This is a genomic window from Microbacterium phyllosphaerae, from assembly GCF_017876435.1.
GTDB classification, from domain to species: Bacteria; Actinomycetota; Actinomycetes; order Actinomycetales; family Microbacteriaceae; genus Microbacterium; species Microbacterium phyllosphaerae.
The window spans coordinates 3,043,829-3,070,294 of record NZ_JAGIOA010000001.1; the positions used below are offsets into that span (position 1 = coordinate 3,043,829).

Genomic DNA, 26,466 nt, shown 5'->3' on the forward strand with positions numbered 1-26,466 from the left:
GCGAGCGGTCAGCCGTCGATCACGGCGACGAGCTCGTCGAGGAACGCCTCGAAGCTCGTGCCACGGCGCAGGATGCGCTGCACACTGTCGCGCTCACTGAACACCTCGACGAGCTGCTCGAAGACGGTCTGGAATGCGGCACGGTCGCTCTCGCTGAACGCGGCGAGGGCGACCACCTGCACGCGCCCCTCCCCCCATGCCGCCGATCCGTCGGCGACGCCGATCGCGATCGCCGTGCGCGTCGCCGTCATCTGCAGGGCGTGAGGCACCGCGAGGGCATCCGTGAACGCGGTGGACGACATCCGCTCCCGGACGATCGTGTTCTCGACGTAGTCCTCGCCGATGAGGCCGGCCTCCACGAGGAGTCCGCCGAGGCGACGGATGATCGCCTCCTCACCCTCGTCGGGGAGCGGGTAGACGAACGCGTCGACATCGAAGTAGCGGGCGAGTTCGGCGCGCAGACGGGTCAGCCGTCGGCCCCGTCTGACCCGCGCCGCCGCCTGCTGGATGCGATCGACATCGGCATCCGTGAGGAACGGCTGGATGCGCACGAACCGATCGCCGGTCGCGCCCGGCTCGATCGTGCTGAGTACGAGGTCGGTCTCGAAGGAGGCCCAGTCCGGGTCGACGTTGGTGACGACGCTGGTGACCTCGATCGCCGACCCCAGCGAACGGTCGACGCTGGAGCGCAGCAGCTCATGCAGCTCGTAGTAGCCCGGACAGACGATCGTCGCCGTGAGGATCGACTCGGCTTTGCGACTGCGCTCGAGCCGTCCGCCGACGTGCATCGCGATGTAGGCGATCTCGTCATCGTGGATCGGCGTTCCGAGACGGTCGTGCAGGCCGCTCGCGATCGACACGGCCACCTCGAAGATCATGGGATACGAGGTCTTGAGAGAGCGCGTGAGCGGATTCCGGGTGAGGGCGCTCTCCTCGGCGCGGCGCAGCAGGTTCTGCACGTGCAGGGCGAGGCGCAGCACGAAGGTCTCATCGACCAGGTCGACCTGGAAGTCGTCGGCCGCTCTCGTGATCTCGGCGCGGACGGCTGCCTCGACGGCCGGGGCGACACCGCTGCGAGCGACGTCACCCGCGGCATCCTCTCCCGGCGCGACGATGCGGGTGAGCACGAGAGAGGCGAGGTGGCCGCTGTCTCCGTCGCCGAGCGCGACGGAGAAGTGCTCCTGGGCGAGGCGGGCGATGACCGCGCCGACCCTCGGGATCTCCTCCCTCGCGCCGGTGGGCCCGGCCTCAAGAGCATGACCCGCGGCGACCCGCTCGGCGGCGATCGCGATATGCAGCAGGACGTCCGAGATCGCGAGCTCGTTGACGTAGTAGCCGAGTTGGCCGAGTTCGCGCACCAGCTCGGACTTGAAGGGTCCGACCGAGCGCGCGGCGACGGCGCTGCCGGAGAGTGCTCGGCGGAAGGTCTCAGGGTGGAACGACGCGGCATCCATCTCGTCGTGCGCCAGCCGGCTGAGGAGTCGACGCTGCGCCGCCTCGTTGCCCCGCAGGCGCACGATCTCGCGATCGCGCTCGAGGGTCAGCTCGGTACCGTCGAGCAGGCCGCGCACCCGGGCGAGGTCGGACTCGAGCGTCGCCTCGCTGACGTGCAGCTCACCGGCCATCTCGAAGATGTCGACGCCCTGCGGCACATCGAGCAGAGTGCGGACGATGCCGTGCAGCCGATCCCGCGGCGCCGACTCGCCTCCCTGACGGGTGCGCAGCGCGTCACGCGCAGCTGACCCCGCCCGGTACCCGGCCGGTCCCGACTCGACGGCATCCGCACCGCCCGTGCGGGCGTTCAGCGCCACGACATACGAGCGGATGCTGCGCGGGGTGACTCCGAGCTGGTCGGCGAGGCTCGCGGCCGTCGCCCAATCGCCCTGTCGGAGGAGGGTCGAGAGGAGCTGGTCCTGGCGCTGACGCGACATGATCCTCCCCCTCCTCCGTGCCGACTGCACTGTCCTGACGTGACTTCCATGATGTCAGTAAGCGCGTGGCCCCGCTCCGAAACCGATGTTCCGCAGGGGCGGAAAGGAACCTGTTGGCGAGTGCGAGCGCCAGTTCCCAGACTGTTCTCAGGAAAGGTAGTGGGCATCGATGAAGATCCTCGTGGTGTGCGGCGCCGGCGCGTCGAGCACATTCGTCGCACAGCGACTGCGCAGAGCAGCCTCCGACGCCGGTCTCGAGTGGGACGCGGCGGCCGGCATGGAGTACTCCGTCACCGGCGGCGATCACGATCTCATCCTCGTCGGCCCTCACCTCGCCGACCGTCTCGACGCGATCCGTGACGCGACCCTCGTGCCTGTGGCCGTCCTCCCGGAGGACGTCTTCGCCGACCGCGACGGCACCCGCACTCTCGCGCTCGCCCGCTCGATCCTCGCCGACGCCAGGACCACCCCGAAAGGAACATCATGACCGTCTCCCGCACCGTACGCATCGGCTCATCCCACGGACTCCACGCCCGCCCCGCGAAGCTGTTCGCACAGGCGGCCAAGGACTCCGGCATCCCGGTGACCATCGCGAAGGACTCGGGCAAGGCTGTCAACGCGGCCAGCATCCTCGGCGTGATCGCCCTCGCGATCGAGCACGGCGACTACGTCACCCTCACCGCAGACGGCGACAGCGCCGAGAACGTGCTCGACACGCTCACCGAACTGCTGACGACCGACCATGATCAGGACGCCGGCGCGTGAGTGAGCTGCGAGGAGTCGGCATCGGTCTCGGCGTCGCCCAGGGCGTCGTCGTGCGGATGACCGAGGCGCTGCCCGCTCCGGAGAACACACCCAGCACGCAGGGCGTGGATGCCGAGCGCGCCAGGGTGCGTGAGGCGGTCGCCGCGGTGGCTCAGGAGCTGACCGCCCGAGGCGAGACGGCCGGCGGCTCGGCGCAGGAGGTGCTGGAGGCTCAGGCGATGATCGCCGAGGACCCCACACTGCAGGACGAGGTCGACTCCAGGATCGATGACGGCGCCACCGCCGAGTGGGCCGTGCACGATGCGTTCGCCGGCTTCCGCGCGACGCTCGAGGCGGTCGGCGGCTACCTCGGCGAGCGCGCGGCCGACCTCGACGACATCGCCCAGAGGGTGCTCGCCCGTCTCCGCGGCGTCGACGCGCCGGGCGTGCCCGACCCCGGGCATCCGTTCGTCCTCGTCGCCCGCGATCTCGCTCCGGCCGACACGGCTCTGCTGAACCTCGACCAGGTGCTCGCCCTCATCACCTTCGACGGCGGGCCCACCTCGCACACGGCGATCCTCGCCCGCGAGAAGGGCATCGTCGCGATCGTCGGCGCCGCCTCGGCATCCGCTCTCACCACCGGCCAGTCCGTGATCGTCGACGCGGCCGCGGGAATCGTGACGCTGGATCCGACCTCTGACGAGAAGGAGCGCGCCGAACAGCGCGCCGCCGCCCGACGCTCCGCGGACGACGCTCCACTGACTCCCGGCGCCCTCGCCGACGGCACGCTGATCCCGCTGCTGGCGAATCTGGGGAAACCTGCAGACGCATCCGATGCCGTCGAACGCGGGGCTGAGGGCGTCGGGCTGTTCCGCACCGAGTTCCTGTTCCTCTCGTCGGCCCAGGCGCCGACCGTCGAGCAGCAGCGCGAGTCGTACCGCGAGCTGCTCGCGGCCTTCCCGGGCAAGAAGGTCGTCGTGCGGATGCTGGATGCCGGGGCCGACAAGCCCCTGGCCTTCCTCAACGACGCGCACGAGGAGAACCCGGCGCTCGGGCTCCGCGGCCTGCGCGCCCTCCGCGCGAGCGAGGACATCCTGCGCGAGCAGCTGACCGCTCTCGCCGAGGCGGATGCTGCGACCGAGGCCGACCTGTGGGTCATGGCGCCCATGGTCGCGACCGTCGAAGAGACCGAGTACTTCACCGCGCTCGCCCGCGAGTACGGCCTCAAGACCGCCGGCGTCATGGTCGAGATCCCGTCCAGCGCGCTGCTCGCCGACCGGATCCTCGCGCATGCGGACTTCGCATCGATCGGCACGAACGACCTGACGCAATACACGATGGCCGCCGATCGCATGCTGGGTTCCGTCGCCGGATTCCAGGACCCCTGGCACCCGGCTGTACTCCGACTCGTGCGCGAGGTCGGTGCCGCCGGCCAGCGCCTCGGCAAGCCCGTGGGCATCTGCGGTGAGGCCGCCGCCGACCCGATGCTCGCGGTCGTGCTCGTCGGCCTCGGCGCGACGAGCCTCTCGATGGCCCCGTCCGCGCTCGCGGACGTGCGGCACACGCTCTCCACCCGAACCCTCGACGAGGCCCGCAACCTCGCCGAACTGGCACTGGCTGCAGACGACGCCGCCGGAGCCCGCCTCGCCGTGGCCGATGCCACAGCAACCCTCCCCCCTCACCAGAAAGAGACGACATCATGACGACGACGTCACCGGCCGCCACGAAGGCAGGCGGCCTCCGAACGGGCGTGCAGCGCTTCGGCACGTTCCTGTCCGGAATGATCATGCCCAACATCCCTGCGCTGATCGCGTGGGGCATCATCACGGCGTTCTTCATCCCTGTGGGCTGGACGCCGAACGACCAGCTCGCGACGTTGGTCGGACCGATCATCCACTACCTGCTGCCGATCATCATCGCCTACACCGGTGGAACGATCGTCTACAAGACCCGAGGTGGCGTCGTCGCGGCGATCGCCGTCATGGGTGCCATCGCGGGATCGGACTACCTGATCGCCCAGGTGAACGCGACCCTCCCGGACGACAACCAGCTCGGCCAGATCCACATGTTCATCGGCGCGATGATCATGGCGCCGCTGGCGGCCTACACGATGAAGTGGCTCGACTCGCTGTGGGACGGCAAGATCAAGTCGGGCTTCGAGATGCTCGTCAACATGTTCTCGGCCGGTATCTGGGGCTTCGTCATGGTCGTCATCGGCTTCTACCCCGTCGCATGGCTCGTGAACGGGCTCATGAACGTCCTCTCCACCGCCGTGAACTGGCTCGTCGAGACGAACCTGCTTCCGCTCACCAGCATCCTCATCGAGCCGGCCAAGGTGTTCTTCCTGAACAACGCGATCAACCACGGTGTGCTCACGCCGCTGGGTACGCAGCAGGCGGCCGAGGACGGCAAGTCGATCCTGTTCCTCCTCGAGGCCAACCCCGGCCCCGGTGTGGGTCTGCTGCTCGCGTTCACGCTGTTCGGCATCGGCGCTGCGCGCGCCTCCGCTCCCGGTGCCGCGGTCATCCAGTTCTTCGGAGGCATCCACGAGGTCTACTTCCCCTTCGCGCTGATGAAGCCCGTCCTGATCCTCGCGCTCATCGCGGGTGGCATGACCGGCGTCACCACGAACATGCTGTTCGGAACAGGTCTGATCGCTCCCGCCGCGCCGGGAAGCATCATCGCGGTGCTCGGGCAGACATTCCGAACGGACTATCTGGGAGTGATCCTGTCGGTCGTGCTGTCTGCGGCCGTCACCTTCATCATCTCGATGCTGATCCTCCGCGCGAGCCGCAAGAAGGATCTGGCCAAGGAAGACGCATTCGCCGCAGCAGTGGCACAGACCGAGGCCAACAAGGGCAAGTCCTCGGACGCGCTGAGCGGACTCGCCGCAGGCGCGGCAGCCACCGGTGCGGGAGTCGCCACCGACCGTCGTATCGCGAACATCGTGTTCGCCTGCGATGCCGGCATGGGCTCGTCGGCGATGGGCGCGAGCGTCCTGCGCAACAAGTTCAAGAAGGCCGAGATCGACGGGGTCACGGTCACCAACCAGGCGATCGCGAATCTCGACGGCAGCGCCGATCTCGTGATCACGCAGCAGCAGCTGACCGACCGCGCGAAGGCGCAGTCGCCGAACTCGATCCACGTGTCGGTCGACAACTTCATGAACTCTCCGAAGTACGAAGAGGTCGTCGAGATGGTGCGCGAGCAGCGCGACTCCGACGCGTGACAGACCGGGCGGGGCGGGTGCCACGGCCGCCGCCCCGCCCCCACATTCTCAGAAAGAAGGAATCACCATGAGCGTTCTCACCCTCGGCCAGGTCCGCATCCACGCAGGCTCCGCCACCCAGGAGGCAGCACTCCAGGAGGCGACCGACATCCTCGTGTCTGCCGGTGCCGTCACTCCCGCCTACGTCGACGCGATGCGTCAGCGCGAGGCGACCGTGTCGACCTACATGGGCAACGGCCTGGCGATTCCGCACGGCACGAACGACACGAAGGATGCGATCCTCGGATCCGCCCTTTCGGTCGTGCGCTACGACGGAGGCGTCGACTGGGCGGGTGAGCCCGCGACGTTCGTGGTGGGCATCGCTGGTCGCGGCGACGAGCACCTCGAGATCCTCTCGCAGATCGCGATCCTCTTCTCCGATGAGGATGACGTCGCCAAGCTGAACGCCGCGCAGACCCCGGACGAGCTGTACGCACTCCTCTCGGCGGTGAACGACTGATGAAGGCCGTCCACTTCGGAGCGGGCAACATCGGCCGTGGTTTCGTCGGCCTGCTGCTGCACGAGGGCGGCTACGAGGTCGTCTTCTCGGACGTCGCCGACTCCCTGGTCGACGCGATCAATGGGGTCGACTCGTACACCGTGCACGAGGCCGGTCCGGGCGGCACCGATCACGTCGTGACCGGGTTCCGTGCGGTCAACAGCAGGACGGACCCGGATGCCGTCGCCGACGAGGTCGCGACCGCCGACGTCGCCACCACCGCCGTCGGGCCGACCGTGCTCCGCTTCGTGGCTCCGACGATCGTCGAAGGCCTTCGACGCCGGTCCCCCGATGCCGCCCCTCTGCAGGTCATGGCGTGCGAGAACGCGATCGGCGCGACCGACACCCTTCGCGGCGAGATCGAGAAGGCGGCCGGAGCGGATGCCGCCGAGCTGCTCTCGCGCGCCGTGTTCGCGAACACGGCCGTCGACCGCATCGTCCCGGGCCAGCCCGCGGACGGCGGCGTCGACGTCACGGTCGAGCCCTACTTCGAGTGGGCGATCGAGTCCGGCGCCTTCGGCGGCACGCTTCCGAGCATCCCCGGCGCGCACTTCGTCGACGACCTCGCTCCGTACATCGAGCGCAAGCTCTTCACCGTGAACACGGGGCACGCGGCCACGGCGTACTTCGGTGCCCGCGCCGGCATCGAGCGCATCTCGGATGCCCTCGCCGACCCCGACATCGCGGCACGCGTGTCGGCGGCCCTCGAGGAGACCTCCGCGGTCCTGGTCGCCGAGCACGGCCTCGACCCCGCCGACCTCGCCGAGTACCGCGCGACGATCCTCGAGCGGTTCCGCAACCCTGCCCTGGTCGACACCGTCCAGCGGGTCGGTCGCCAGCCGTTGCGCAAGATCTCTCGACACGAGCGGTTCATCGGACCCGCCGCGATGGCCGCCGAGCGGGGGCTCTCGACCATCGCCCTCGTCGGCGCCGTCACCGCAGCACTCGAGTTCGACGAGCCCGACGACGAGCAGGCTGTCGAGCTGCAGGAGCTCCTGCGCACGGAGGACGCTCTCGCGTTCACCTCGCGCGCGACGGGCCTCGACCCCGAGCATCCGCTGTTCCCCGCGATCCGCGACGCGGTGGTCTCGCGCCAGACGGCACTGCACGCCTCCTGACCCACGGCCGGCGGCCGACCGCCGACCGCTCGCTCTCTCCTGCGCCCCCTGCCGATACGATCGGCAGGGGGCGCAGGAGCGAGCACGGAGAGGTGCGAGGCAGCATGAGCAGGTACGCGATCATCGGCGCAGGACCGTCTGGGCTCGCCGCCGCGCGGGCGCTCACCAGACGCGGCATCGGCGTCGACGGCTACGAGGCCTCGCGTGGCGTCGGCGGGCTGTGGGACATCGACAACCCCCGCAGCACGATGTACGAATCCGCGCATCTGATCTCGTCACGGACCACGACCGAGTTCGCCGAGTTCCCCATGCGGACGACGGTCGACTACCCCGGTCACCGGGCACTGCGGCAGTACTTCGAGGACTACGCCGAGCACTTCGGTCTGACCGGTCTGTTCCGGTTCGAGACCACGGTCACCCGACTCGAACCGCGCGACGGCGGCTGGGATCTCACCAGCGTGGGGCCAGAGGGCGCGCACACGCAGTGGTACGCGGGGGTCGTGCTCGCGAACGGCACCCTCGCCCGGCCGAACATTCCCACCTTCACCGGCTCCTTCAGCGGCGAGTCGATGCACACCAGTGCGTACAAGTCGCCCGCCCAGCTCGCCGGCAAGCGGGTTCTCCTGATCGGCGCCGGCAACTCCGGATGCGACATCGCGGTCGATGCCGTGCACCATGCCGCCTCTGTCGACATGAGCGTGCGGCGCGGGTATTACTTCGCGCCGCGCTACCTCTTCGGCAGGCCGAGCGACACCCTGAATCAGGGCCGCCCGCTGCCCGCCCGTCTCAAGCAGGCCGTCGACAGCAGGGTGTTGCGGGCCTTCACGGGCGACCCCGTGCGCTTCGGCTTCCCGAAGCCCGACTATCGCATCTACGAGTCGCACCCGATCGTGAACACGATGGTGCTCAACCATCTGGGCCAGGGCGATCTGCGCATCCGGCCCGACATCGACCGCTTCGACGGACCGACCGTGCGATTCCGCGACGGCACGGCCGACGACTACGACCTCGTGCTCCTCGCGACCGGCTACACGCTGGACTACCCGTTCGTCGATCGGAAGCATCTGCAGTGGCAGGGTGCCGCTCCCCGACTGTTCCTGAACATCTTCCCCGCCTCGTTCAACGGCCTCTACGTGATGGGCATGATCGAGGCATCCGGCATCGGATGGCAGGGGCGCTACGAGCAGGCCGACCTGCTCGCCGGCTATCTGGATGCCGTGGAGCACGACGCGACGAACGCGGCACGCTTCCGCGAGCGGGTGACCACCCGGCCGTGGCCCGATCTCACCGGCGGTTACCGATACCTGGGTCTCGATCGGATGGCCTACTACGTGAACAAGGACGCCTACCGAGGTGCCGTGCGTCGCGAGCGGCACGCGCTCGAGAACCCCGCGCCGCACAGTCGCGGGTGATCGACGACCCCGAGGCTGTTCACATGCACAGGCCCTACCCTTGATCACGTGCAGAAGAAGCGTGGCCGTCGCGTCGTCAAGGTGATCCTCTGGGGGCTCGTCGCAGTCCTCGTCCTCGGAATCGGCGGCATCGTCGCCTGGAGCCAGATCGGCGTGATGCCCGCCGAGAAGGCACCTCTGGCGAGCGTTCGCGAGAACTCCGCCATCCACGTCGAAGATGCCGAGCAGGGCATCGTGATGACCCCCGCCGACGGCGAGTCCGAGGTCGGCCTCGTCTTCATCCCCGGGGCCAAGGTCGATCCCTGGGCGTACGCGCCGATCCTGCAGAGCCTCGCCGAGGAGGGCGTCACCGTCGTGATCACCCGCCCGTGGCTGAACCTCGCATTCTTCGACCTGCGCGGGCTCGACGCCTTCACCTCCGCTGCGCCCGACATCGACGACTGGGCGATCGGCGGACACTCGCTGGGCGGCGTGCGCGCCTGCCAGCTCGCGGCCGACACCGAAGCTCTGGTGCTGTTCGGGTCGTACTGCTCGAACGATCTCTCCGACACCGACCTCGCCGTGCTGAGCATCTCGGGCAGTGAGGACGGACTCTCGACCCCCGAGAAGATCGATGCGGCCCGCGACATGCTCCCCGCCGACGCCGAGATGGTCGAGATCGACGGGGCGTCGCACGCCTCGTTCGGAGACTACGGTCCGCAGGCCGGCGACGGTGAGCCGACGATCACCAGCGACGACATGCACGCGCAGGTGGCCGAGATCCTCGACCCGTTCCTGGCGGAGATCCCCCAGGGCTGATCCGCCACCGCGCATCCTGTCATGCGCAGCAGGTGATCACCCCAGGATGCGGTCCAGCACCGGATGCAGGTGCCTGGTGCCGAGCACCAGGGATGCCGTCTTCGCGCCCGCGGTGAGCGACGCAGCCACGTCGAGGCCGGTGAGGCGGGCGTCGAGGACGCCCGCGAGGAACGCATCACCCGCGCCGTTGGTGTCGACCACATCGACGGGGACGGCCGCCACCCGGTGTTCCACGCCCTCCGCATCGATCGCCATCGCACCCTCGGCGCCGAGGGTGCAGACAGCCAGCGAGGCTCCTGAGCTGATGCACGCCCGGAGGAACGCCACGGGGTCGGTGAGGCGGTCGGCATTGCAGAAGACCGCGTCTGCGGCCGCGAGGAACGGCCGGTGGAACTCCGCCTCGCCGTCGTAGTCGTGCACGTCGACCCAGATCGGCTTCCCTGTGGCACTCGCCAGCGGCAGGATGCGCAGAGGTTCGGCGGCGAGGTCGAGCACGATGACGTCGGCCGCCCCCATCACGGACTGCAGCGCCGCGTCATCGGCGCCGTCCGTCGCCGACGGAACCGCCACGTAGAGCGATACGCGTCCGCCCTGTCGCGTCATGAGGTTCAGATGCCGCTCGGTGGCATCCCCCACCGCCCACCGAGCGTCCACCCCCGCCTGCTCCAGCGCGGCGCGCACCCTCTGCCCCGGCTCGTCAGCGGCGGTCAGGGCGTACAGCGTCGTCGGGCGACCGAGAGCCGTCAGGCTCAACGCCTTCCCCGCGCTCGTTCCTCCGACGGTCTCCCAGCTGTCTTCCGCGAACTGCATGTGCGGCACCGGCTCGGGGAGCCGATCGAGCACGACGATCGAGTTCCACGACGCAGGGCCCGCGATGAAGACGGAGGCGGTCACGCGGAGTGTCCTGGCTCTCGCAGGTCAGACGTCGAAGCCCTCGGCGATCATCTCGACGAGCTCCTCGCGCTCCTCGACGGGCAGGAAGGCGCCTGCCGCGGCGTTGAACTGGAAGGTCTCGAGATCGTCGAGGTCGTACTCGAACGTCTCCACCAGGTTCGCGAGCTCGCGCGTGAGCGACGTGGCGCTCATCGTGCGGTTGTCGACGTTCACCGTGACGGCGAAGCCGAGCTGGTAGAGCAGATCGAACGGGTGGTCGGCGAGCGTGTTGCCCCATGCGGCGATCGCCCCCGTCTGCAGGTTCGACGACGGGGAGAGCTCGAGCGGGATCTCGCGGTCGCGCACCCAGCGCGCCAGGTCGCCGAACTGCACCTGCACCTCGTCACCCTCCTGGGTGATGACCTGCAGATCCTCTGCGATGCGCACGCCGTGACCGAGGCGCAGCGCACGCCCGTCGATGAGCGCCGAGCGGATCGAATCGAGTCCGGCAGCCTCGCCCGCGTGCACCGTGACCGGGAAGAAGCTGTCGGCGAGGTGGTCGAATGCCGCGCGGTGGTTCGATGCGGGGAAGCCGTCCTCGGGCCCGGCGATGTCGAAACCGACGGCTCCACGCCCGCGGAAGCTCACTGCGAGCTCCGCGATCTCACGTGACCGGTCGGTGTGGCGCATGGCGGTGATGAGCTGGCCGACGCGGATGCTGTGACCGGCGCGATCCGCGGCATCCTCGCCCTCTTCGATCCCCTGCTGCACGGCCTCGACGGTCTGCTCGAGCGTGAGCCCACGGGTCAGATGCTGCTCGGGAGCCCAGCGCACCTCGCCGTAGATCACGCCGTCCTTGGCGAGGTCCTGGACGAACTCCCGGGCGATGCGGGTGAGCCCCTCCGTCGTCTGCATCACGGCCGTGGTCAGATCGAACGTCTTGAGGTACTCGACGAGCGAGCCGGAGTCGCTCTTCTTCGCGATCCAGGTGCCGAGTGCAGCGGGCTTCGACTCCGGGACGTCGAGGCCGATCGCATCCGCCAGCTCGATGATCGTCGACGGGCGCACGGCACCGTCCAGGTGGTCGTGCAACGACACCTTGGGCAGGCTGCGCAGGGATGCTCCCTGGATGGTGACATCACCGTTCGCGTCGATCGACATCGGGTTCCTCTCGGTCGCGGATTAGCTCAGTCCAGGCTACCGGTCAGCGGATCACGCCGTGATGCGCTCGCGCACGATCGGCCCGCGCTCCGGAGCCACGTCGCCGACCGCCCACGAGCCCTCCAGCGCCTCGAGCGCGCGGGGGAACCGCGCCTCGTCTGCCGCGGAGAGCGTGAACAGGGGCTGCCCGGCCACGACACGGTCGCCGGGCTTCGCGTGCAGGTCGATGCCCGCCTCGAAGACGACCGGGTCCTCGGCCCGCGCGCGTCCGGCGCCGAGACGCCAGGCGGCGATGCCGAACGGCAGCGCATCCATCTGCGAGACCACGCCGTCGGCCGGGGCTGTGACCACGTGGGTCTCCCGAGCCGTCGGCAGCGGCGCGTCGGGGTCGCCGTCCTGCGCGCGGATCATGGCCTTCCAGCTGTCCATCGCTCGTCCGTCGTCGAGAGCGGCCTCGACGTCGGCATCCGGCTGCCCCGCGAGCGAGAGCATCTCGCGTGCCAGGGCGATCGTCAGTTCCCGGACGTCGGCGGGGCCTCCACCGGCGAGGACGTCGACGGACTCGCGGACCTCGTTCGCGTTGCCGATGGCGAAGCCGAGCGGCACGTTCATGTCGGTGAGCAGGGCCGTGGTCGCGACGCCGGAGTCGGTGCCGAGCGCGACCATGGTGCGCGCGAGCTCGCGGGCGCGATCGATGTCCTGCATGAAGGCGCCGGAGCCGAACTTCACGTCGAGCACGAGCGCGTCGGTGCCTTCGGCGATCTTCTTCGACATGATGCTCGAGGCGATCAGCGGGATCGCCTCGACGGTCCCGGTGACGTCGCGCAGCGCGTAGAGCTTCTTGTCGGCGGGGGCGAGACCTGAGCCTGCCGCGCAGATCACGGCACCCACGTCGCCCTGCATCTGCGCGAACATCTCTTCGTTGCTGAGGGCGGCGCGCCAGCCGGGGATCGACTCGAGCTTGTCGAGCGTGCCGCCGGTGTGACCGAGTCCGCGTCCGGAGAGCTGTGGCACCGCGACGCCGAACACGGCGACGAGCGGCGCGAGCGGCAGCGTGATCTTGTCGCCGACGCCTCCGGTGGAGTGCTTGTCGACGGTCTTCTTGCCGAGTGTCGCGAAGCTCATCCGCTCCCCCGACGCGATCATCGCATCGGTGAGCACACGGATCTCGTCACGCTCCATGCCCCGCTGGAACACCGCCATCGCGAACGACGCCATCTGCGCATCCGACACGTAGCCGCGGGTGTAGGCGTCGACCATCCAGCGCAGCGCCTTCTCGGGCACCACGCCTCCGTCACGCTTGGCACGGATCACATCGACGGCGTCGAAGGGCTCAACGCTCATCGGGCGTCCTCCAGGTCTCGGGGGCCGAACGCATCCGGCAGTACTTCATCGATCGTCCGGATGCCGGAGACGGTCTCCAGCAGCATCCCGGGCATCGCGTGTTCGTAGAGCAGCTGACGGCAGCGGCCGCACGGCATGATCGTCTGTCCGTCGTTGTTGACGCACACGAAGGCGACGAGCTGGCCGCCGCCCGACATGTGCAGATCACCCACGAGCGCGCACTCGGCGCACAGGGTGACTCCGTACGAGGCGTTCTCGACGTTGCAGCCGGCGACGATGCGTCCGTCTCCCACGAGGGCGGCCGCACCGACCCGGTATCGGGAGTACGGCGCGTACGCCTTCGTCATGGCGTCGGTGGCGACCTGACGGAGTTCGTCCCAGTCGATGTCGGTCATGTCTCTCCTAGGACTTGATGTACGGCTTGCCGCTGGCGGCAGGCCCACGGATCTGACCGGCGAACCCGGCGACCGCGAGAAGCGTGACGACGTACGGCAGCATCAGCATGAATTCGCCGGGGATCGGGGTCTTGAGGATCGACAGCAGGTTCTGCAGGTTCGTCGCGAAGCCGAAGAGCAGAGCGGCGAGTGTCGCCCGGATGGGATCCCATCGTCCGAAGATGACCGCGGCGAGGGCGATGAAGCCGAGCCCCGCCGTCATGTCCTTGCCGAACTGCGGCACCGACACGAGCGTGAAGTACGCGCCTCCGATACCGGCGATCGCGCCGGCGAGCAGGACGTTCCAGAACCGGGTCGCGTTCACCTTGATGCCGACGGTGTCTGCGGCCTGCGGGTGCTCGCCCACGGCGCGAAGACGGAGTCCCCACTTGGTGCGGTAGAGGCCCCATGCCACGACGGCGACGGTGATGAACATGAGGTAGACGATGAACGTCTGGTTGAACAGCACGGGTCCGATGATCGGGATGTCGCTGAGCAGCGGGATCTCGATGCGGCTGAAGCGCACGGGCGTGTTGAGCGCGGCCTCGTTCGGCGCGAGGAGCGCGCCGTAGAGGAACCCGGTGAGACCGCTGACGAGCACGTTGAGCACGACACCGACGATCACCTGCTCGACGAGGTACTTGATGGCGAACGCGGCGAGCACCGCGGCGACGAGGACACCGCCGAGCATGGCGCCCAGCAGACCGATGAACGGGCTGCCGGTGATGCTCGAGAGCAGCGCGGCCGAGAACGCACCGAGAAGCAGCTGGCCCTCGATCGCGACGTTCACGACACCGGCGCGCTCTCCGATCACACCGCCGAGGGCGCCGAACACGAGCGGCACCGACAGCGAGACCGCGCCGAAGAGCAGGCTGCTGACGGGCACGAGTCCGCCGGCACCGGCCCACACGAGGAACCCGAAGACCGCGATCACGCTGAAGGCGATGACGAGCCAGATCGACGGCTTGCGATACGACCACGCCCGCAGGAACGCGAGGACCGACAGCACCGCCAGGATCACGATGACGACCCAGCTCGTCGGGCCCGTCGGCAGCGCCACGTCGGGCAGCGCGAACGGCGACGACGGGTCGTTGAGCCGGAACTTGCTGGTGCCGCTGCGGGGAACGAGCAGGAACAGGAGCGCCAGCAGCACGGTGGCTGCGGCGAGGACGATCGGCGCCTTCAGGTGCCGCTCGCGCACGGTGGCGAGCTGCACTGTTCCGTCGGCGGCTTCACTCTGGACGAGGGAGGTCATGCGGTCACCGCCTTCTTCGCGGCCTTGGCTCTCGCCTTGGCCGCCTTCTCCGCATCGGTCTTGGGCAGGAAGAACACGGCGCGCAGCAGCGGCGGCGCGGCGATGAACAGGACGACGAGCGACTGCACGACGAGCACGATGTCGACCGGGATGTCCTGCGCCTGCATCGAGAACGATCCGGCCTTCAACGCTCCGAACAGGATGCCGGCGGCGAACGTGCCCCAGGCGCGGCTGCGTCCGAGCAGCGCGACGGTGATGGCGTCGAAGCCGATGCCCGCGTCGATCGTCTCGGTGATGCCCGTCGTGACCGCACCCTGGATCTGGTTCATACCCGCGAGACCCGCGAGCCCACCGGCGAGGAGCATGGCGTACACGTAGACACGCTGCACGCTGATTCCGGCCGCGCGGGCGGCGTGCGGGTTCTCGCCGACGGCGCGCATCCGCATTCCGAGCGACGACCGCTCGATGAGCCACCAGACGAACAGCGTGGCGATGATGACGATGACGAATCCGAGGTCGAGCAGCGGGAACTGCGGGCCGAGCAGTTCGGGGAACTGCGCGCTCTCGGGAGTGGCGTATCCGAGAGCCTGGTTCGTGCCCGGCTTCTGGAGCAGACCAGGGGTGCGGATCATCCACAGCAGCAGGTAGTAGGCCACGTAGTTGAGCATGATCGTGAGGATCACCTCGTGGGCGCCGGTCCGCGCCTTGATCAGACCGGCGATCGCTCCCCAGAGCGCACCACCGGCGATGCCGGCGATCAGGGTCACGGGGATGTGCAGCCAGAACGGCAGGTCGAGCTGGAACGTCAGGAGACCTGCGACCGCGACACCGATGAGCATCTGGCCGCGTGCACCGATGTTGAACAGGCCGACGCGGAACGCGAGGGCGACACCGAGACCTGCCGCGATCAGAGGTGCGGCGAAGCCGAGGGTGTTGGTCAGCGGGCGGATCTGCGCGGCGAAGTCGGCACCCCGCGCGTTGAAGATCGCGCCGCGGAAGAGCGCCTCGTATCCGTTGTAGACGGCGTTCCAGACGGCCGCGATCGTGTCGCTCGGCCTCTGGAAGAAGTAGCCGGAGGCCGCGAGCACGTCCTCATTCGTGAGGGCGATGAGGATGCCGCCGACGACCAGCGCGAGGAAGATCGCCAGGATCGTCGTGACGGCACTGCCTCGGAGCATCTCCTTGAGGATCACGTTGCCGCGCGGGGGCGGCGGCACATCGACGGGATCGCGGAGGGTCGTGGTGGTGTTCACCGAGAGCTGGTCGCCCGAATCCTCGGTCCCCTGGCCGCCGGCCTGTGGCGTCGTACCGCTCATGCGGCCACCTCTCCCTCGGCGGCGCCCGCCATCATCAGACCCAGCGTCTCACGCGGGGTGTCACCGGGAACGATCCCGACGATCGTGCCTCGGTACATGACCGCGATGCGGTCGGCGAGAGCTGCGACTTCGTCGAGCTCGGTCGAGACCACGACCACGGGGATGCCCGCGTCGCGCGTCTCGACGATGCGCTTGTGGATGAACTCGATCGACCCGACGTCGACCCCTCGGGTCGGCTGCGCCGCGACCAGCAGTCGGAGTTCACGGCTCATCTCGCGAGCGATCACGACCTTCTGCTGGTTTCCACCGGAGAGAGTCCCGGCCGGTGTGTGCGGACCCTGCGCCCGGATGTCGTACTCCTTGATGCGCGCGTGTGCGAACTCCTCGAGTGCTGCGCGGCGCAGTGTGCCGCCGCGGCTGAACTCGGGGTCGCCGGAGCGATCGAGAATGAGGTTCTCGGCGACGGAGAAGCCGGCGACGAGGCCGTCTTCCGTGCGGTCCTCGGGGACGAAGCCGACACCGGCGTCGAGGATCGCCCGCACGCTCTTGCCGACGAGTTCGGTGCCGTCGAGGGTGATCGATCCCTCGACGCGCGCCGCCAGGCCGACGATGGCCTCGACCAGCTCGGTCTGTCCGTTGCCCTGCACGCCGGCGACGGCGAGGACCTCGCCGGGGCGAACCGTGAAGTCGACGTCGTCGACCACGATCGCTCCGGCAGCGGTCAGAACCCGCAACCCCTTCACCTCGAGGCCGCCGTCACCCAGACGCGGCGCTTCCTTGTGCACGGTGAGCTCGACCGCACGGCCGACCATGAGGGAGGCCAGCTCGGCGTTGGTCGCGGTGGGCGACGCCTCACCGACGATGCGCCCGAGGCGCACGATCGTGATGGTGTCCGCGACCTCGCGGACCTCGCGCAGCTTGTGGGTGATGAAGACGATCGCGGTGCCCTCGTCGCGGAGCTGGCGCATGATGCCCATCAGCTCGTCGGTCTCCTGAGGGGTCAGCACGGCGGTGGGCTCGTCGAATACGAGCACCTTCGCGTCGCGCGACAGGGCCTTGATGATCTCGACGCGCTGCTGCACGCCGACGGGCAGGTCGCCGACGACGGCGTCGGGATCGATGTCGAAGCCGAAGCGTGCGGCCACCGAGCGCACGTGCTCCCGCGCCTTCGCGATGTCGAGCGTGCCCGCGCCCTTCGTCTGCTCGTGGCCGAGCATGACGTTCTCAGCGACGGTGAAGACGGGCACGAGCATGAAGTGCTGGTGCACCATGCCGATGCCGGCGTTCATCGCGTCGCCGGGGCCCCGGAACCGCTGGACGACGTCGTCCAGCAGGATCTCGCCCTCGTCCGCCTGGTACAGGCCGTACAGGACGTTCATCAGGGTGGACTTGCCTGCGCCGTTCTCGCCGAGCAGAGCATGGATCTGCCCCGGCTCGACGACCAGGTCGATGTGGTCGTTGGCGACGAGGGTACCGAATCGCTTGGTGATGCCGCGAAGTTCGAGCTTCATATCTGCACCTTATCCAGAAGTGTCATCCAGAAGAGTCTGAAGAATCCGGGCGCATCGCGCGGGGATCGCCCGGGTGCGCCGTGAAAGTCGTCATGGTCCGTCCACGGCGCGGGGCGAGTGGCTGATTGCACCACTCGCCCCGCGCTGGAACGGTATGACTTACGGGGAGTTCGGGGACTCCACCGTGATGTCGCCCGCGATGATCTGCTCCTGCAGAGCGGCGATCTCGTCGAGCAGGCCGTCGGGCAGGTCGCCCTCGAACGAGCCGAAGCCCGAGAGCTTCACGCCCTCGTTCTCGAGCGTGCCGATGTACGGAGCCGGGTCGAAGTCGCCCTTGGAGGCTGCGATCGTCGCATCCTCGACGGCGACGTCGATCGCCTTCATGATCGAGAAGAGCGTGACGTCGGCCACCGACTCGTCAGCGACGGCGAGGTCGCTGTCGACGCCGACCATCAGCGTGTCCTTGCCGCTGTCGGCGATCGCCGCAGCCGCGCTCTGGTAGATCGGTCCACCGACCGGGAGGATCACGTCGACGCCCTGGTCGAGCACGCCCTGAGCGGTCTGCTTGGCCGTGTCGTTCGCGTCGAAGCCGCCGGTGAAGGAGCCCTTCTGCGTGGCGGTGTCCCAGCCGAAGACCTCGACGGCCGCGGACTTGTCCTCGTTGTACTTCTCGGCACCGAGCTGGAAGCCGTCCATGAACACGGCGACCGACGGGATCTGCATTCCGCCGAAGGTGCCGATCTTGTTCACGCCCGCCTGAGCGGACCATCCGGCCGCGGCGTAGCCACCGAGGTAGGCGGCCTGAGCGGTGTCGAAGACGAGAGGCTTGATGTTCGGAGCATCCGTGGTGCCGTCGAAGTCGTTGTCGGCGTAGTCGTCGATGATCGCGTAGTTGATCTTCGGGTTGGCGAGTGCCGACTCGACCGTCGCGGCGGACAGCTTGAAGCCGACCGAGACGATGAGCGAGCAACCCTCGGAGACCGCGGTCTCGAGGTTCGGCGCGTAGTCGTTGTCGTTGGCCGACTCGAACTCGAGCGGCTTGACGCCCAGCTCGTCGGCGGCACGGTCCATGCCCTCCTTGGCGGACTGGTTGAACGACTTGTCGTTCCATCCGCCGGCGTCGGAGACGAGGCAGGGCAGGAAGTCGGAATCGACAGCCGCGTCCCCGTCGCCGCCCGATTCGGTCGGAGCCTGGCCACAGCCGGCGAGTGCGAAGACGACGCCGGCGGCGATGGTCGCGCCGAGCAGCTTCTTGGTGGTGGAGATGGTCAACTCATGCCTCCTGAACGGTGCCGCGGCCCTCGCGGATCGATCAAAGTTACCCAGTGTTTCGACTTTTGTGCATGCCCGCAGGCGAGCGGCAATCGAATGGTTACAAACCTGAAACCAAGACGGCGGATGAGCGGGCGCGCGTGCTCATCAGAGCACGTCGCCCTGCCCCGTGAGTTTGAGCGACTCGACGACGCCCTTGACCCGTTGCGCGTGCTCGACCGTGGTGACCAGCAGCGCGTCAGGAGTGTCGACCACGACGATGTCTTTGACACCGACGAGGCTGATCACCCGCGAGGTCTGGCTGACGAGGATGCCGCTCGCGGCATCCGACAGCACGCGTGCGTTCGGCCCCAGCACCGCCAGGTCGTTCTTGCGTCCGTTGTTGATGAGCTTCGTCAGCGACGCGAAGTCGCCCACGTCGTCCCAGTCGAAGTGGCCGGGCACGACGGCGAGGCGTCCTCGGCGGGCGGCGGGCTCGGCCACGGCGTAGTCGATCGCGATCTTCTTGAGCCCCGGCCAGATCCGATCGACGGCGGGGCCGCGGAGCTCGCGGTCATCCCATGCCGCTGCCAGCTCGATCAGCCCGGCGTGCAGAGCGGGTTCATTCTCGGCCAGCTCCTCGAGCAGCACGCTCGCCTTCGCGATGAACATGCCCGCGTTCCAGAGGTAGCCGCGGTCGGCGAAGTACGCCTTGGCCGTCTCGAGGTCGGGCTTCTCGACGAAGCTCTCGACGAGCGCAGCTTCACGGGCGCCGTCGACGACGAGCTCCGGCCCCTTCTTGATGTAGCCGAACCCCACTGCGGCCTCGGTCGGCGAGATGCCGATCGTGCAGATGTACCCCTCCCGCGCGACCTCGACGGCGTCGCGCACGGCGAACTCGAACACCCGGGTGCTGCGGATCACGTGGTCGGCGCTGAACGAGCCGATGATGACATCGGGGTCGCGGCGATGCAGGATCGCCGCGGCGAGCCCGATGGCCGCGGCGGACTCGCGCGGCTCCGACTCGAGGAACACGTTCAGATCCGCGATCCCCGGCAGCTCGGCCTCCACCGCGGCGCGGTGCGCCCGACCTGTGACGACGGCGATGCGGTCTGGGCCCGCGAGCGGCTCGAGACGGTCCCAGGTGTCGCGCAGGAGGGAGTGGCCCGAGCCGGTGAGATCGTGCAGGAACTTCGGTGCGTCCGCCCGCGAGAGCGGCCACAGCCGACTGCCGATCCCGCCCGCCGGGATCACTGCGTAGAAGTCCTGGATCGGCTGGCTCATGCAGCCCAGCGTATCGGGGTGTTGCGACGGCCACGCCGAGCCCCAGTATGGTCATGCCATGGCCCCCTCCCCCACACGGCGCCCCGCTCTGCTTCGTCGCGCCACCGCCGCCATCGTCATCGTCCTGGCTGCAGCCGTCCTCGTCCCCACCTCCGCATCCGCCGCCGGCGGCGTCGCAGGCGAGGTGTTCACCCTCACCAACGCACAGCGCACGCAGGCCGGTCTCCGCCCCCTCATCTCCGACCCGGCGCTCGACGCCGCGGCAGCCGAGTGGGCACGGCACCTCGCGTCGACGTGCACCTTCGAGCACAGCACCTCGCAGTGGCGCAGCACCCGCGTCGCGGCATCCGGATGGATCGCGACCGGCGAGAACATCGCAGCGGGGCAGCCGGATGCGTCGTCCGTGATGACGGCGTGGATGGGCTCCGCAGGGCACAAGGCCAACATCCTCGACAGCCGCTACACCGGCCTCGGCGTGGGATATGCGACCGGATCGTGCTACCGCTCCTACTGGGTGCAGATCTTCGGGATCGGATCGCCCGTCAAGAAGCTCCCCGGTGGCGCCGGCGACCTCACCTCCGACCGCAACGCCGACATCGTCGCGCGCACGGCGAGCGGCTCACTGGTCGTGTATCCCGGCACCGGGAAGAGCGGCTTGGCGAGCCCGATCACGCTCTCGTCGACGTGGGGCGCACAGGCCTTCACGACGCTCGGCGACTTCACCGGCGACGGCATCCCCGACCTCGCCAGGGTCGAGGCGAACGGCCGGCTGATGCTCTACGCCGGCGACGGGCGCGGCGCGTTGCGTGCACCGGCGCAGATCGGCACGGGGTGGTCGGCCTCCATGCAGCTGATCGGCGGGATCGACTTCACCGGCGACCGGCTGCCCGACATCATCGCCAAGACGACGACTGGTGCGCTGAAGCTCTACAAGGGCAACGGCAAGGGCGGCTTCCTGTCCGGAGGCGGAGCGCAGATCGGCAGCGGCTGGAACGCGTTCTCCGCGATCTCGCATGCGGGCGATTTCTCCGGCGACTCCCGCGGCGACATCATCGCTCGCAAGACCTCGGACGGGACTCTGTGGCTCTATCCCACCACGGGCAAGGGGACCTGGGGCAAAGCAGTGCGCATCGGCACCGGGTGGCGGTCCTTCACCGCGATCTTCGGTGGCGGCGACCTCAACGGCGACGGCGCTCCCGACGTGGTCGGCCGAGCGTCGGACGGAACCCTGTGGCTGTACCCCGGCAACGGACGCGGCGGGTTCCTGGCCCGCCAGACGATCGGCAGCGGCTGGAACTCGATGGCTCAGATCGGCTGATCGTCGCCATCCGAAAGTCTCGACATCGAGATACTTAGGTTCCCCTTCGTCGCCCACCGGCGTCTCCCGGGAATAGGATGGTGTCCGATCGGCCGTGCCTGACGACAGCAGGCTCACGCTTGGAAGACGCATCGCACGCGACCGAGTCACATCGATCCAGGGAGGACGACCGTGTCCGCAAGCGCTCGCTTGACACCGTCGATTTCGGAAACCACTTCCAAGACGCCCCGCGGCACCCTCTACCGGGGCCGCGAAGGCATGTGGTCGTGGGTGCTTCACCGCATCACCGGAGTCGCCATCTTCTTCTTCCTGTTGGTGCATGTGCTCGACACTGCACTCATCAGGGTGTCGCCCGAGGCGTACAACGCCGTCATCGGAACGTACAAGAACCCGGTCATGGCCCTCGGTGAGGTCGTGCTGGTCGCGGGCATCGTGTTCCACGCGATGAACGGCCTGCGCATCATCGCGGTCGACTTCTGGTCGAAGGGTGCGAAGTACCAGCGCCAGCTGTTCTGGGGCGTGCTCCTCGTCTGGGGCATCATCATGGCCGGCTTCGTGCCGCGCCACCTCATGCTCGCGTTCGCCGGCTTCGGAGGAGGACACTGATGACCGCTCAGACCGTCGCAGCCCCCGTCCGCCGTCAGCGCGGATTCAACCTCGAGAAGTGGGGCTGGCTCTTCATGCGCGGCTCCGGCGTCGTGCTCGTCGTGCTGATCTTCGGCCACCTGTTCATCAACCTCATGGTGGGCGAGGGCATCCACGCGCTCGACTTCGCGTTCATCGCGGGCAAGTTCGCCACGCCGTTCTGGCAGTGGTGGGACGTCATCATGCTCTGGCTGGCACTGATCCACGGCGCCAACGGCATGCGGACGATCGTCAACGACTACGTCACGAACACCACGGCTCGCAAGGCGCTGACCTGGGCCCTCGGCCTGGCCGCAGCTTTGCTCATCATCCTCGGCACGCTCGTCGTCTTCACGTTCGACCCGTGCCTGGGAGTGAAAGAGACGAGCACGCTGTGGGACACGTGCCAGGCGCTGGGCAAGTAGAAGAGAAGGCATACGAGAAGTGACTACCGAGACCCAGGATTCCGTCGTGCGCGACGGAGTGCACTACCACCAGTTCGACATCGTCATCGTGGGCGCCGGAGGCGCCGGCATGCGGGCGGCCATCGAGGCCGGCCCCGGCGCGAAGACCGCGGTCATCTCCAAGCTCTACCCGACGCGTTCGCACACCGGTGCGGCGCAGGGCGGCATGGCGGCTGCGCTCGCCAACGTCGAGGAGGACAGCTGGGAGTGGCACACCTTCGACACGGTCAAGGGCGGCGACTACCTCGTCGATCAGGATGCTGCGGAGATCCTCGCGAAGGAGGCGATCGACGCGGTCATCGACCTCGAGAACATGGGTCTGCCCTTCAACCGCACCCCCGAGGGCAAGATCGATCAGCGTCGTTTCGGCGGACACACCGCCGAGCACGGCAAGACCCCGGTCCGCCGTGCGTGCTACGCCGCCGACCGCACGGGCCACATGATCCTGCAGACGCTGTTCCAGAACTGCGTCAAGCTCGGCATCAACTTCTTCAACGAGTTCTACGTGCTCGACCTGCTGACGGTGAAGGATGCCGACGGCAAGACGCAGGTCTCGGGCGTCGTCGCCTACGACCTGTCGACCGGTGAGCTGCACGTCTTCCAGGCCAAGGCCGTGATCTTCGCGACCGGCGGTTTCGGCAAGATCTTCAAGACGACCTCGAACGCGCACACACTCACGGGCGACGGCGTCGGCATCGTCTGGCGCAAGGGCCTCCCCCTCGAGGACCTCGAGTTCTTCCAGTTCCACCCCACCGGACTCGCCGGTCTCGGCATCCTCCTCACAGAGGGCGCTCGCGGTGAGGGCGCGATCCTGCGCAACGCCTCGGGTGAGCGCTTCATGGAGCGCTATGCCCCGACCATCAAGGACCTGGCTCCCCGCGACATCGTCGCTCGCTGCATGGTCCAGGAGGTCGCAGAGGGCCGCGGCGCCGGACCCCACAAGGACTACGTGCTGCTCGACTGCACGCACCTGGGCGCCGAGGTGCTCGAGACCAAGCTCCCGGACATCACCGAGTTCGCCCGCACGTACCTGGGCGTCGACCCGGTCGTCGAGCCCGTGCCGGTCATGCCGACCGCCCACTATGCGATGGGCGGCATCCCCACCAACAACAACGGCGAGGTTCTCGCCGACAACGACACGGTGGTCCCCGGTCTCTACGCCGCCGGCGAGTGCGCCTGCGTCTCGGTGCACGGAGCCAACCGACTCGGCACCAACTCGCTGCTCGACATCAACGTGTTCGGCAAGCGCTCCGGGCGCAACGCGGTCGAGTACGTCAAGACCGCGGAGTTCGTGCCGCTTCCCGAGAACCCCGCCGGGTTCGTCTCGGGGATGCTCGAGGACCTGCGCAACAACCAGGGCACCGAGCGCATCGCCGTTCTCCGCAAGGAGCTGCAGGACGAGATGGACAAGGGCGCGCAGGTGTTCCGCACGCACGACTCCCTCCAGCACGTCCTCGGAGTGATCGCCGAGCTGCGCGAGCGCTACAAGAACGTGCACGTCGACGACAAGGGCAAGCGCTTCAACACCGACCTGCTCGAGGCGGTCGAGCTGGGCTTCCTGCTCGACATCGCCGAGGTCGTCGTCTACGCCGCGCAGAACCGCGAGGAGAGCCGCGGTGGTCACATGCGCGACGACTTCCCGACGCGTGACGACGAGAAGTACATGAAGCACACCATGGCGTACCTGACCGGCGACCCGCACTCCTCCACCCCGAGCGATCACATCAAGCTCGACTGGAAGCCCGTGGTGTTCACGAAGAACGATCAGGGCGAACTCAACTACCCGCCGATGGAGAGGAAGTACTGAGCATGTCCAACGCCATCGCTGAGGCCCCCGCCGACACGACGGAGGAGGCTGCGATCCAGTCCTTCATCGTCACGTTCAACATCCGCCGGTTCGACCCCGAGGTCGACGCCGAGCCGCACTGGGTCGACTACGACGTGGAGCTGTACTCGACCGACCGTGTGCTCGACGCGCTGCACAAGATCAAGTGGGAGGTCGACGGCTCACTCACGTTCCGCCGCTCCTGCGCCCACGGCATCTGCGGTTCCGACGCCATGCGCATCAACGGCCGCAACCGGCTCGCCTGCAAGACGCTGATCAAGGACCTCGACATCTCGAAGCCGATCTACGTCGAGGCGATCAAGGGTCTGCCGCTCGAGAAGGACCTCGTCGTCGACATGGAGCCGTTCTTCGCCTCGTACCGCGAGGTGCAGCCGTTCCTGGTCGCGAACTCGGCGCCCGTGAAGGGCAAGGAGCGCGTGCAGTCGATCGCCGATCGCGAGATCTTCGACGACACGACCAAGTGCATCCTCTGCGCCGCGTGCACGTCGTCGTGCCCGGTCTTCTGGACCGACGGACAGTACTTCGGCCCCGCCGCGATCGTGAACGCGCACCGCTTCATCTTCGACTCCCGCGACGACAACGCCGCGGTGCGCCTCGACATCCTCAACGACAAGGAGGGTGTGTGGCGCTGCCGCACCACCTTCAACTGCTCCGAGGCATGCCCCCGTGGCATCGAGGTCACCAAGGCCATCGCCGAGGTCAAGCAGGCGGTTCTCCGCGGTCGTCCCTGACCTCCGCGCACTGACGACGACGGGCGGGCTCCTTCACGGGAGCCCGCCCCTTCTCGTCATGTGGATAGGGTGAGGATGTGTCTGATCCCGCTGGCGCCGAGAGCGAGCCCCGCCGCCTCGACGCGGCCGTCGAACGGGCCACCGCACTGACGCAGCGCACGCTCGGGCTGTTCCCCGTCCGGGTCTGGCGACACTTCCTGCAGCACAACGGCTTCCTGCTCGCGGCGGGTGTGAGCTACCAGGCCCTCTTCGCGATCTTCGCGGCGATCTATCTCGCCTTCGCCATCGCGGGCCTCTGGCTCGGCGGCAGCAGCGAAGCGGTCGACGGCATGATCGACATCATCAACAGCTACATCCCGAACCTGATCCAGGACGAGGGCGGGGTGTTCACCCCGCAGCAGGTGCAGGAGATCGCGGTCAACACGACCGGTCTTCTGAGCATCACCGGTCTGATCGCGCTCGGAACCGTGATCTGGACGGCCATCGGCTGGGTCACGTTCTCGCGCCGCGCGACGCGCGACATCTTCGGCCTGCCGCCCGACCGCCGCAGCTACGTCATCCTGAAGGCGCGGGACCTGCTGGCCGCACTCATCTTCGGGGCCTCACTTCTCGCGGGCTCCCTGCTCAGCTCCGCCAGCGCGGTCGCACTGAGCTGGATCCTCAGCCTGCTCGGATGGGGATCCGCGCTCGACGGCCTGACCAGCATCCGCATCGGCACCGTGCTGGTGTCATTCGCGCTGTTGTCGGGCGCACTCGCGGCGATGGTCCGATTCCTCACCGGCACATCGCTGCACTGGGGAACGATCTGGCCCGGCGCCCTCCTCGGCGGCGGCGCGATGACGATCCTCCAGTTCGGTGCGGGATTCCTGCTCAGCTACACGCCGACGAACCCCCTGCTCGCCACGTTCGCGATCTTCATCGGCCTCCTGCTGTGGTTCCGCGTCAACGGCGTGGTGATGCTGGTGGCGTCCTCGTGGATCGCGGTCACCGCTCAGGACAAGGAGATCCCGCTGCTGTCGCAGACCGAAGCGGAACGACGGCTGGCCGAGCATCAGACGCTGCTGTCGGCCGCACGGATCCGCATGCGCGACGCGCACGCCGCTCGCGAGGCCGCACCCTGGTATCGGGCCTGGCAGGCGGAGCGAGCGCTGCGTGCGGCTGATCGAGAGCTCGCGGAGATCGAAGCATCCGCTCCCCCGCCCGTCGATCCGAGCTCTCCCCTCGCACAGCGTCTCCTCGCGGAGCTGCAGCGCCCGTCGAAGGATGTCGGCGGCCCTCGTTAGG

General features: G+C 68.4%; 24 protein-coding genes. 14 read left to right on the forward strand and 10 right to left on the reverse strand.

Annotated features, from left to right (window positions below):
- Nucleotides 1–8 precede the first annotated feature (8 nt).
- Nucleotides 9–1,931: a BglG family transcription antiterminator gene (locus JOF42_RS14370; RefSeq protein WP_210098450.1), complete on the reverse strand. Its 1,923-nt coding sequence runs from the start codon at nt 1,929–1,931 to the stop codon at nt 9–11.
- Nucleotides 1,932–2,100: 169 nt separating this feature from the next.
- Here JOF42_RS14370 and JOF42_RS14375 point away from each other — a divergent pair, with 169 nt between their 5' ends.
- The 8 genes from JOF42_RS14375 to JOF42_RS14410 all read left to right on the forward strand — a co-directional run bounded on the left by JOF42_RS14375 (nt 2,101) and on the right by JOF42_RS14410 (nt 9,770).
- The gene (locus tag JOF42_RS14375) at nt 2,101–2,418 is read left to right on the forward strand and encodes a PTS sugar transporter subunit IIB (RefSeq protein WP_210098451.1); all 318 of its coding nucleotides are present in this window, start codon (nt 2,101–2,103) and stop codon (nt 2,416–2,418) included.
- On the forward strand, nt 2,415–2,696 hold the full coding sequence (locus tag JOF42_RS14380) for an HPr family phosphocarrier protein (RefSeq protein WP_210098452.1): 282 nt from the start codon (nt 2,415–2,417) through the stop codon (nt 2,694–2,696). Before JOF42_RS14375 ends, JOF42_RS14380 begins: the two co-directional genes overlap by 4 nt.
- A gap of 56 nt (nt 2,697–2,752) precedes the next feature.
- Nucleotides 2,753–4,378 carry a phosphoenolpyruvate--protein phosphotransferase gene (ptsP, locus tag JOF42_RS14385; RefSeq protein ID WP_245341299.1) on the forward strand — a complete coding sequence of 542 codons (1,626 nt, stop codon included), beginning with the start codon at nt 2,753–2,755 and terminating at the stop codon, nt 4,376–4,378.
- Entirely contained in the window at nt 4,375–5,904 is a 1,530-nt protein-coding gene (locus JOF42_RS14390; protein WP_210098454.1) for a PTS mannitol transporter subunit IIBC, read from the forward strand. The genes ptsP and JOF42_RS14390 overlap by 4 nt, the downstream gene beginning before the upstream one ends.
- A 67-nt stretch (nt 5,905–5,971) precedes the next feature.
- Complete coding sequence (locus JOF42_RS14395) at nt 5,972–6,403, forward strand: PTS mannitol transporter subunit IIA (protein WP_210098455.1); 432 nt, start codon at nt 5,972–5,974, stop codon at nt 6,401–6,403.
- Entirely contained in the window at nt 6,403–7,560 is a 1,158-nt protein-coding gene (locus tag JOF42_RS14400; RefSeq protein ID WP_210098456.1) for a mannitol-1-phosphate 5-dehydrogenase, read from the forward strand. Before JOF42_RS14395 ends, JOF42_RS14400 begins: the two co-directional genes overlap by 1 nt.
- A gap of 104 nt (nt 7,561–7,664) precedes the next feature.
- Nucleotides 7,665–8,972 carry a flavin-containing monooxygenase gene (locus JOF42_RS14405; protein ID WP_210098457.1) on the forward strand — a complete coding sequence of 436 codons (1,308 nt, stop codon included), beginning with the start codon at nt 7,665–7,667 and terminating at the stop codon, nt 8,970–8,972.
- A 48-nt stretch (nt 8,973–9,020) separates the two neighbouring features.
- On the forward strand, nt 9,021–9,770 hold the full coding sequence (locus tag JOF42_RS14410) for an alpha/beta hydrolase (RefSeq protein ID WP_210098458.1): 750 nt from the start codon (nt 9,021–9,023) through the stop codon (nt 9,768–9,770).
- Between the two features lie 36 nt (nt 9,771–9,806).
- On the opposite strand, the gene JOF42_RS14415 is transcribed toward JOF42_RS14410, so the two are convergent.
- The 9 genes from JOF42_RS14415 to JOF42_RS14455 form a co-directional block, all read right to left on the reverse strand.
- Nucleotides 9,807–10,664 carry a carbohydrate kinase family protein gene (locus JOF42_RS14415; protein WP_307803614.1) on the reverse strand — a complete coding sequence of 286 codons (858 nt, stop codon included), beginning with the start codon at nt 10,662–10,664 and terminating at the stop codon, nt 9,807–9,809.
- 24 nt (nt 10,665–10,688) lie between these two features.
- Nucleotides 10,689–11,804, reverse strand: a complete 1,116-nt coding sequence (locus JOF42_RS14420; RefSeq protein WP_210098459.1) for an adenosine deaminase — start codon at nt 11,802–11,804, stop codon at nt 10,689–10,691.
- A 51-nt stretch (nt 11,805–11,855) separates the two neighbouring features.
- The gene (locus tag JOF42_RS14425) at nt 11,856–13,148 is read right to left on the reverse strand and encodes a thymidine phosphorylase (protein ID WP_210098460.1); all 1,293 of its coding nucleotides are present in this window, start codon (nt 13,146–13,148) and stop codon (nt 11,856–11,858) included.
- Nucleotides 13,145–13,543 carry a cytidine deaminase gene (locus tag JOF42_RS14430; protein WP_042536471.1) on the reverse strand — a complete coding sequence of 133 codons (399 nt, stop codon included), beginning with the start codon at nt 13,541–13,543 and terminating at the stop codon, nt 13,145–13,147. Before JOF42_RS14430 ends, JOF42_RS14425 begins: the two co-directional genes overlap by 4 nt.
- Before the next feature lie 7 nt (nt 13,544–13,550).
- Nucleotides 13,551–14,837, reverse strand: a complete 1,287-nt coding sequence (locus JOF42_RS14435; RefSeq protein ID WP_210098461.1) for an ABC transporter permease — start codon at nt 14,835–14,837, stop codon at nt 13,551–13,553.
- A complete protein-coding gene (locus JOF42_RS14440) occupies nt 14,834–16,153 on the reverse strand; it encodes an ABC transporter permease (RefSeq protein WP_210098462.1) in 1,320 nt (439 codons plus the stop codon). Before JOF42_RS14440 ends, JOF42_RS14435 begins: the two co-directional genes overlap by 4 nt.
- Entirely contained in the window at nt 16,150–17,664 is a 1,515-nt protein-coding gene (locus tag JOF42_RS14445; RefSeq protein WP_210098463.1) for an ABC transporter ATP-binding protein, read from the reverse strand. Before JOF42_RS14445 ends, JOF42_RS14440 begins: the two co-directional genes overlap by 4 nt.
- A 159-nt stretch (nt 17,665–17,823) precedes the next feature.
- On the reverse strand, nt 17,824–18,936 hold the full coding sequence (locus tag JOF42_RS14450; protein WP_210098464.1) for a BMP family lipoprotein: 1,113 nt from the start codon (nt 18,934–18,936) through the stop codon (nt 17,824–17,826).
- A 147-nt stretch (nt 18,937–19,083) separates the two neighbouring features.
- Entirely contained in the window at nt 19,084–20,199 is a 1,116-nt protein-coding gene (locus JOF42_RS14455; RefSeq protein WP_210098465.1) for a mannose-1-phosphate guanylyltransferase, read from the reverse strand.
- A gap of 58 nt (nt 20,200–20,257) precedes the next feature.
- On the opposite strand from JOF42_RS14455, the gene JOF42_RS14460 reads away from it, so the two are divergent.
- The 6 genes from JOF42_RS14460 to JOF42_RS14485 all read left to right on the forward strand — a co-directional run bounded on the left by JOF42_RS14460 (nt 20,258) and on the right by JOF42_RS14485 (nt 26,465).
- Nucleotides 20,258–21,517, forward strand: coding sequence for an FG-GAP-like repeat-containing protein (locus tag JOF42_RS14460; protein ID WP_210098466.1), 1,260 nt, complete (start codon nt 20,258–20,260; stop codon nt 21,515–21,517).
- 171 nt (nt 21,518–21,688) lie between these two features.
- Nucleotides 21,689–22,123, forward strand: a complete 435-nt coding sequence (gene sdhC / locus JOF42_RS14465) for a succinate dehydrogenase, cytochrome b556 subunit (protein WP_210098467.1) — start codon at nt 21,689–21,691, stop codon at nt 22,121–22,123.
- Entirely contained in the window at nt 22,123–22,566 is a 444-nt protein-coding gene (locus tag JOF42_RS14470; RefSeq protein WP_210098468.1) for a succinate dehydrogenase hydrophobic membrane anchor subunit, read from the forward strand. Before sdhC ends, JOF42_RS14470 begins: the two co-directional genes overlap by 1 nt.
- Nucleotides 22,567–22,585: 19 nt before the next feature.
- A complete protein-coding gene (sdhA, locus tag JOF42_RS14475; protein WP_210098469.1) occupies nt 22,586–24,412 on the forward strand; it encodes a succinate dehydrogenase flavoprotein subunit in 1,827 nt (608 codons plus the stop codon).
- 2 nt (nt 24,413–24,414) lie between these two features.
- Nucleotides 24,415–25,182, forward strand: coding sequence for a succinate dehydrogenase iron-sulfur subunit (locus JOF42_RS14480; protein ID WP_210098470.1), 768 nt, complete (start codon nt 24,415–24,417; stop codon nt 25,180–25,182).
- Nucleotides 25,183–25,259: 77 nt separating this feature from the next.
- Nucleotides 25,260–26,465 (forward strand): YihY/virulence factor BrkB family protein, encoded by a 1,206-nt coding sequence (locus tag JOF42_RS14485; protein WP_210098471.1) that lies wholly within the window; start codon nt 25,260–25,262, stop codon nt 26,463–26,465.
- Nucleotide 26,466 lies beyond the last annotated feature (1 nt).

What these genes read in the sequence shown, in the direction of transcription:
- JOF42_RS14470 (WP_210098468.1), top strand. Translation starts at nt 22,123, where the DNA reads ATGACCGCTCAGACCGTCGCAGCCCCCGTCCGCCGTCAGCGCGGATTC.
- JOF42_RS14445 (WP_210098463.1), bottom strand. Translation starts at nt 17,664, where the DNA reads ATGAAGCTCGAACTTCGCGGCATCACCAAGCGATTCGGTACCCTCGTC.
- JOF42_RS14435 (WP_210098461.1), bottom strand. Translation starts at nt 14,837, where the DNA reads ATGACCTCCCTCGTCCAGAGTGAAGCCGCCGACGGAACAGTGCAGCTC.
- JOF42_RS14400 (WP_210098456.1), top strand. Translation starts at nt 6,403, where the DNA reads ATGAAGGCCGTCCACTTCGGAGCGGGCAACATCGGCCGTGGTTTCGTC.
- JOF42_RS14425 (WP_210098460.1), bottom strand. Translation starts at nt 13,148, where the DNA reads ATGAGCGTTGAGCCCTTCGACGCCGTCGATGTGATCCGTGCCAAGCGT.
- JOF42_RS14375 (WP_210098451.1), top strand. Translation starts at nt 2,101, where the DNA reads ATGAAGATCCTCGTGGTGTGCGGCGCCGGCGCGTCGAGCACATTCGTC.
- JOF42_RS14460 (WP_210098466.1), top strand. Translation starts at nt 20,258, where the DNA reads ATGGCCCCCTCCCCCACACGGCGCCCCGCTCTGCTTCGTCGCGCCACC.
- ptsP (WP_245341299.1), top strand. Translation starts at nt 2,753, where the DNA reads ATGACCGAGGCGCTGCCCGCTCCGGAGAACACACCCAGCACGCAGGGC.
- JOF42_RS14430 (WP_042536471.1), bottom strand. Translation starts at nt 13,543, where the DNA reads ATGACCGACATCGACTGGGACGAACTCCGTCAGGTCGCCACCGACGCC.
- JOF42_RS14405 (WP_210098457.1), top strand. Translation starts at nt 7,665, where the DNA reads ATGAGCAGGTACGCGATCATCGGCGCAGGACCGTCTGGGCTCGCCGCC.
- JOF42_RS14480 (WP_210098470.1), top strand. Translation starts at nt 24,415, where the DNA reads ATGTCCAACGCCATCGCTGAGGCCCCCGCCGACACGACGGAGGAGGCT.
- JOF42_RS14440 (WP_210098462.1), bottom strand. Translation starts at nt 16,153, where the DNA reads ATGAGCGGTACGACGCCACAGGCCGGCGGCCAGGGGACCGAGGATTCG.
- JOF42_RS14370 (WP_210098450.1), bottom strand. Translation starts at nt 1,931, where the DNA reads ATGTCGCGTCAGCGCCAGGACCAGCTCCTCTCGACCCTCCTCCGACAG.
- JOF42_RS14420 (WP_210098459.1), bottom strand. Translation starts at nt 11,804, where the DNA reads ATGTCGATCGACGCGAACGGTGATGTCACCATCCAGGGAGCATCCCTG.
- JOF42_RS14455 (WP_210098465.1), bottom strand. Translation starts at nt 20,199, where the DNA reads ATGAGCCAGCCGATCCAGGACTTCTACGCAGTGATCCCGGCGGGCGGG.
- JOF42_RS14395 (WP_210098455.1), top strand. Translation starts at nt 5,972, where the DNA reads ATGAGCGTTCTCACCCTCGGCCAGGTCCGCATCCACGCAGGCTCCGCC.
- JOF42_RS14380 (WP_210098452.1), top strand. Translation starts at nt 2,415, where the DNA reads ATGACCGTCTCCCGCACCGTACGCATCGGCTCATCCCACGGACTCCAC.
- JOF42_RS14390 (WP_210098454.1), top strand. Translation starts at nt 4,375, where the DNA reads ATGACGACGACGTCACCGGCCGCCACGAAGGCAGGCGGCCTCCGAACG.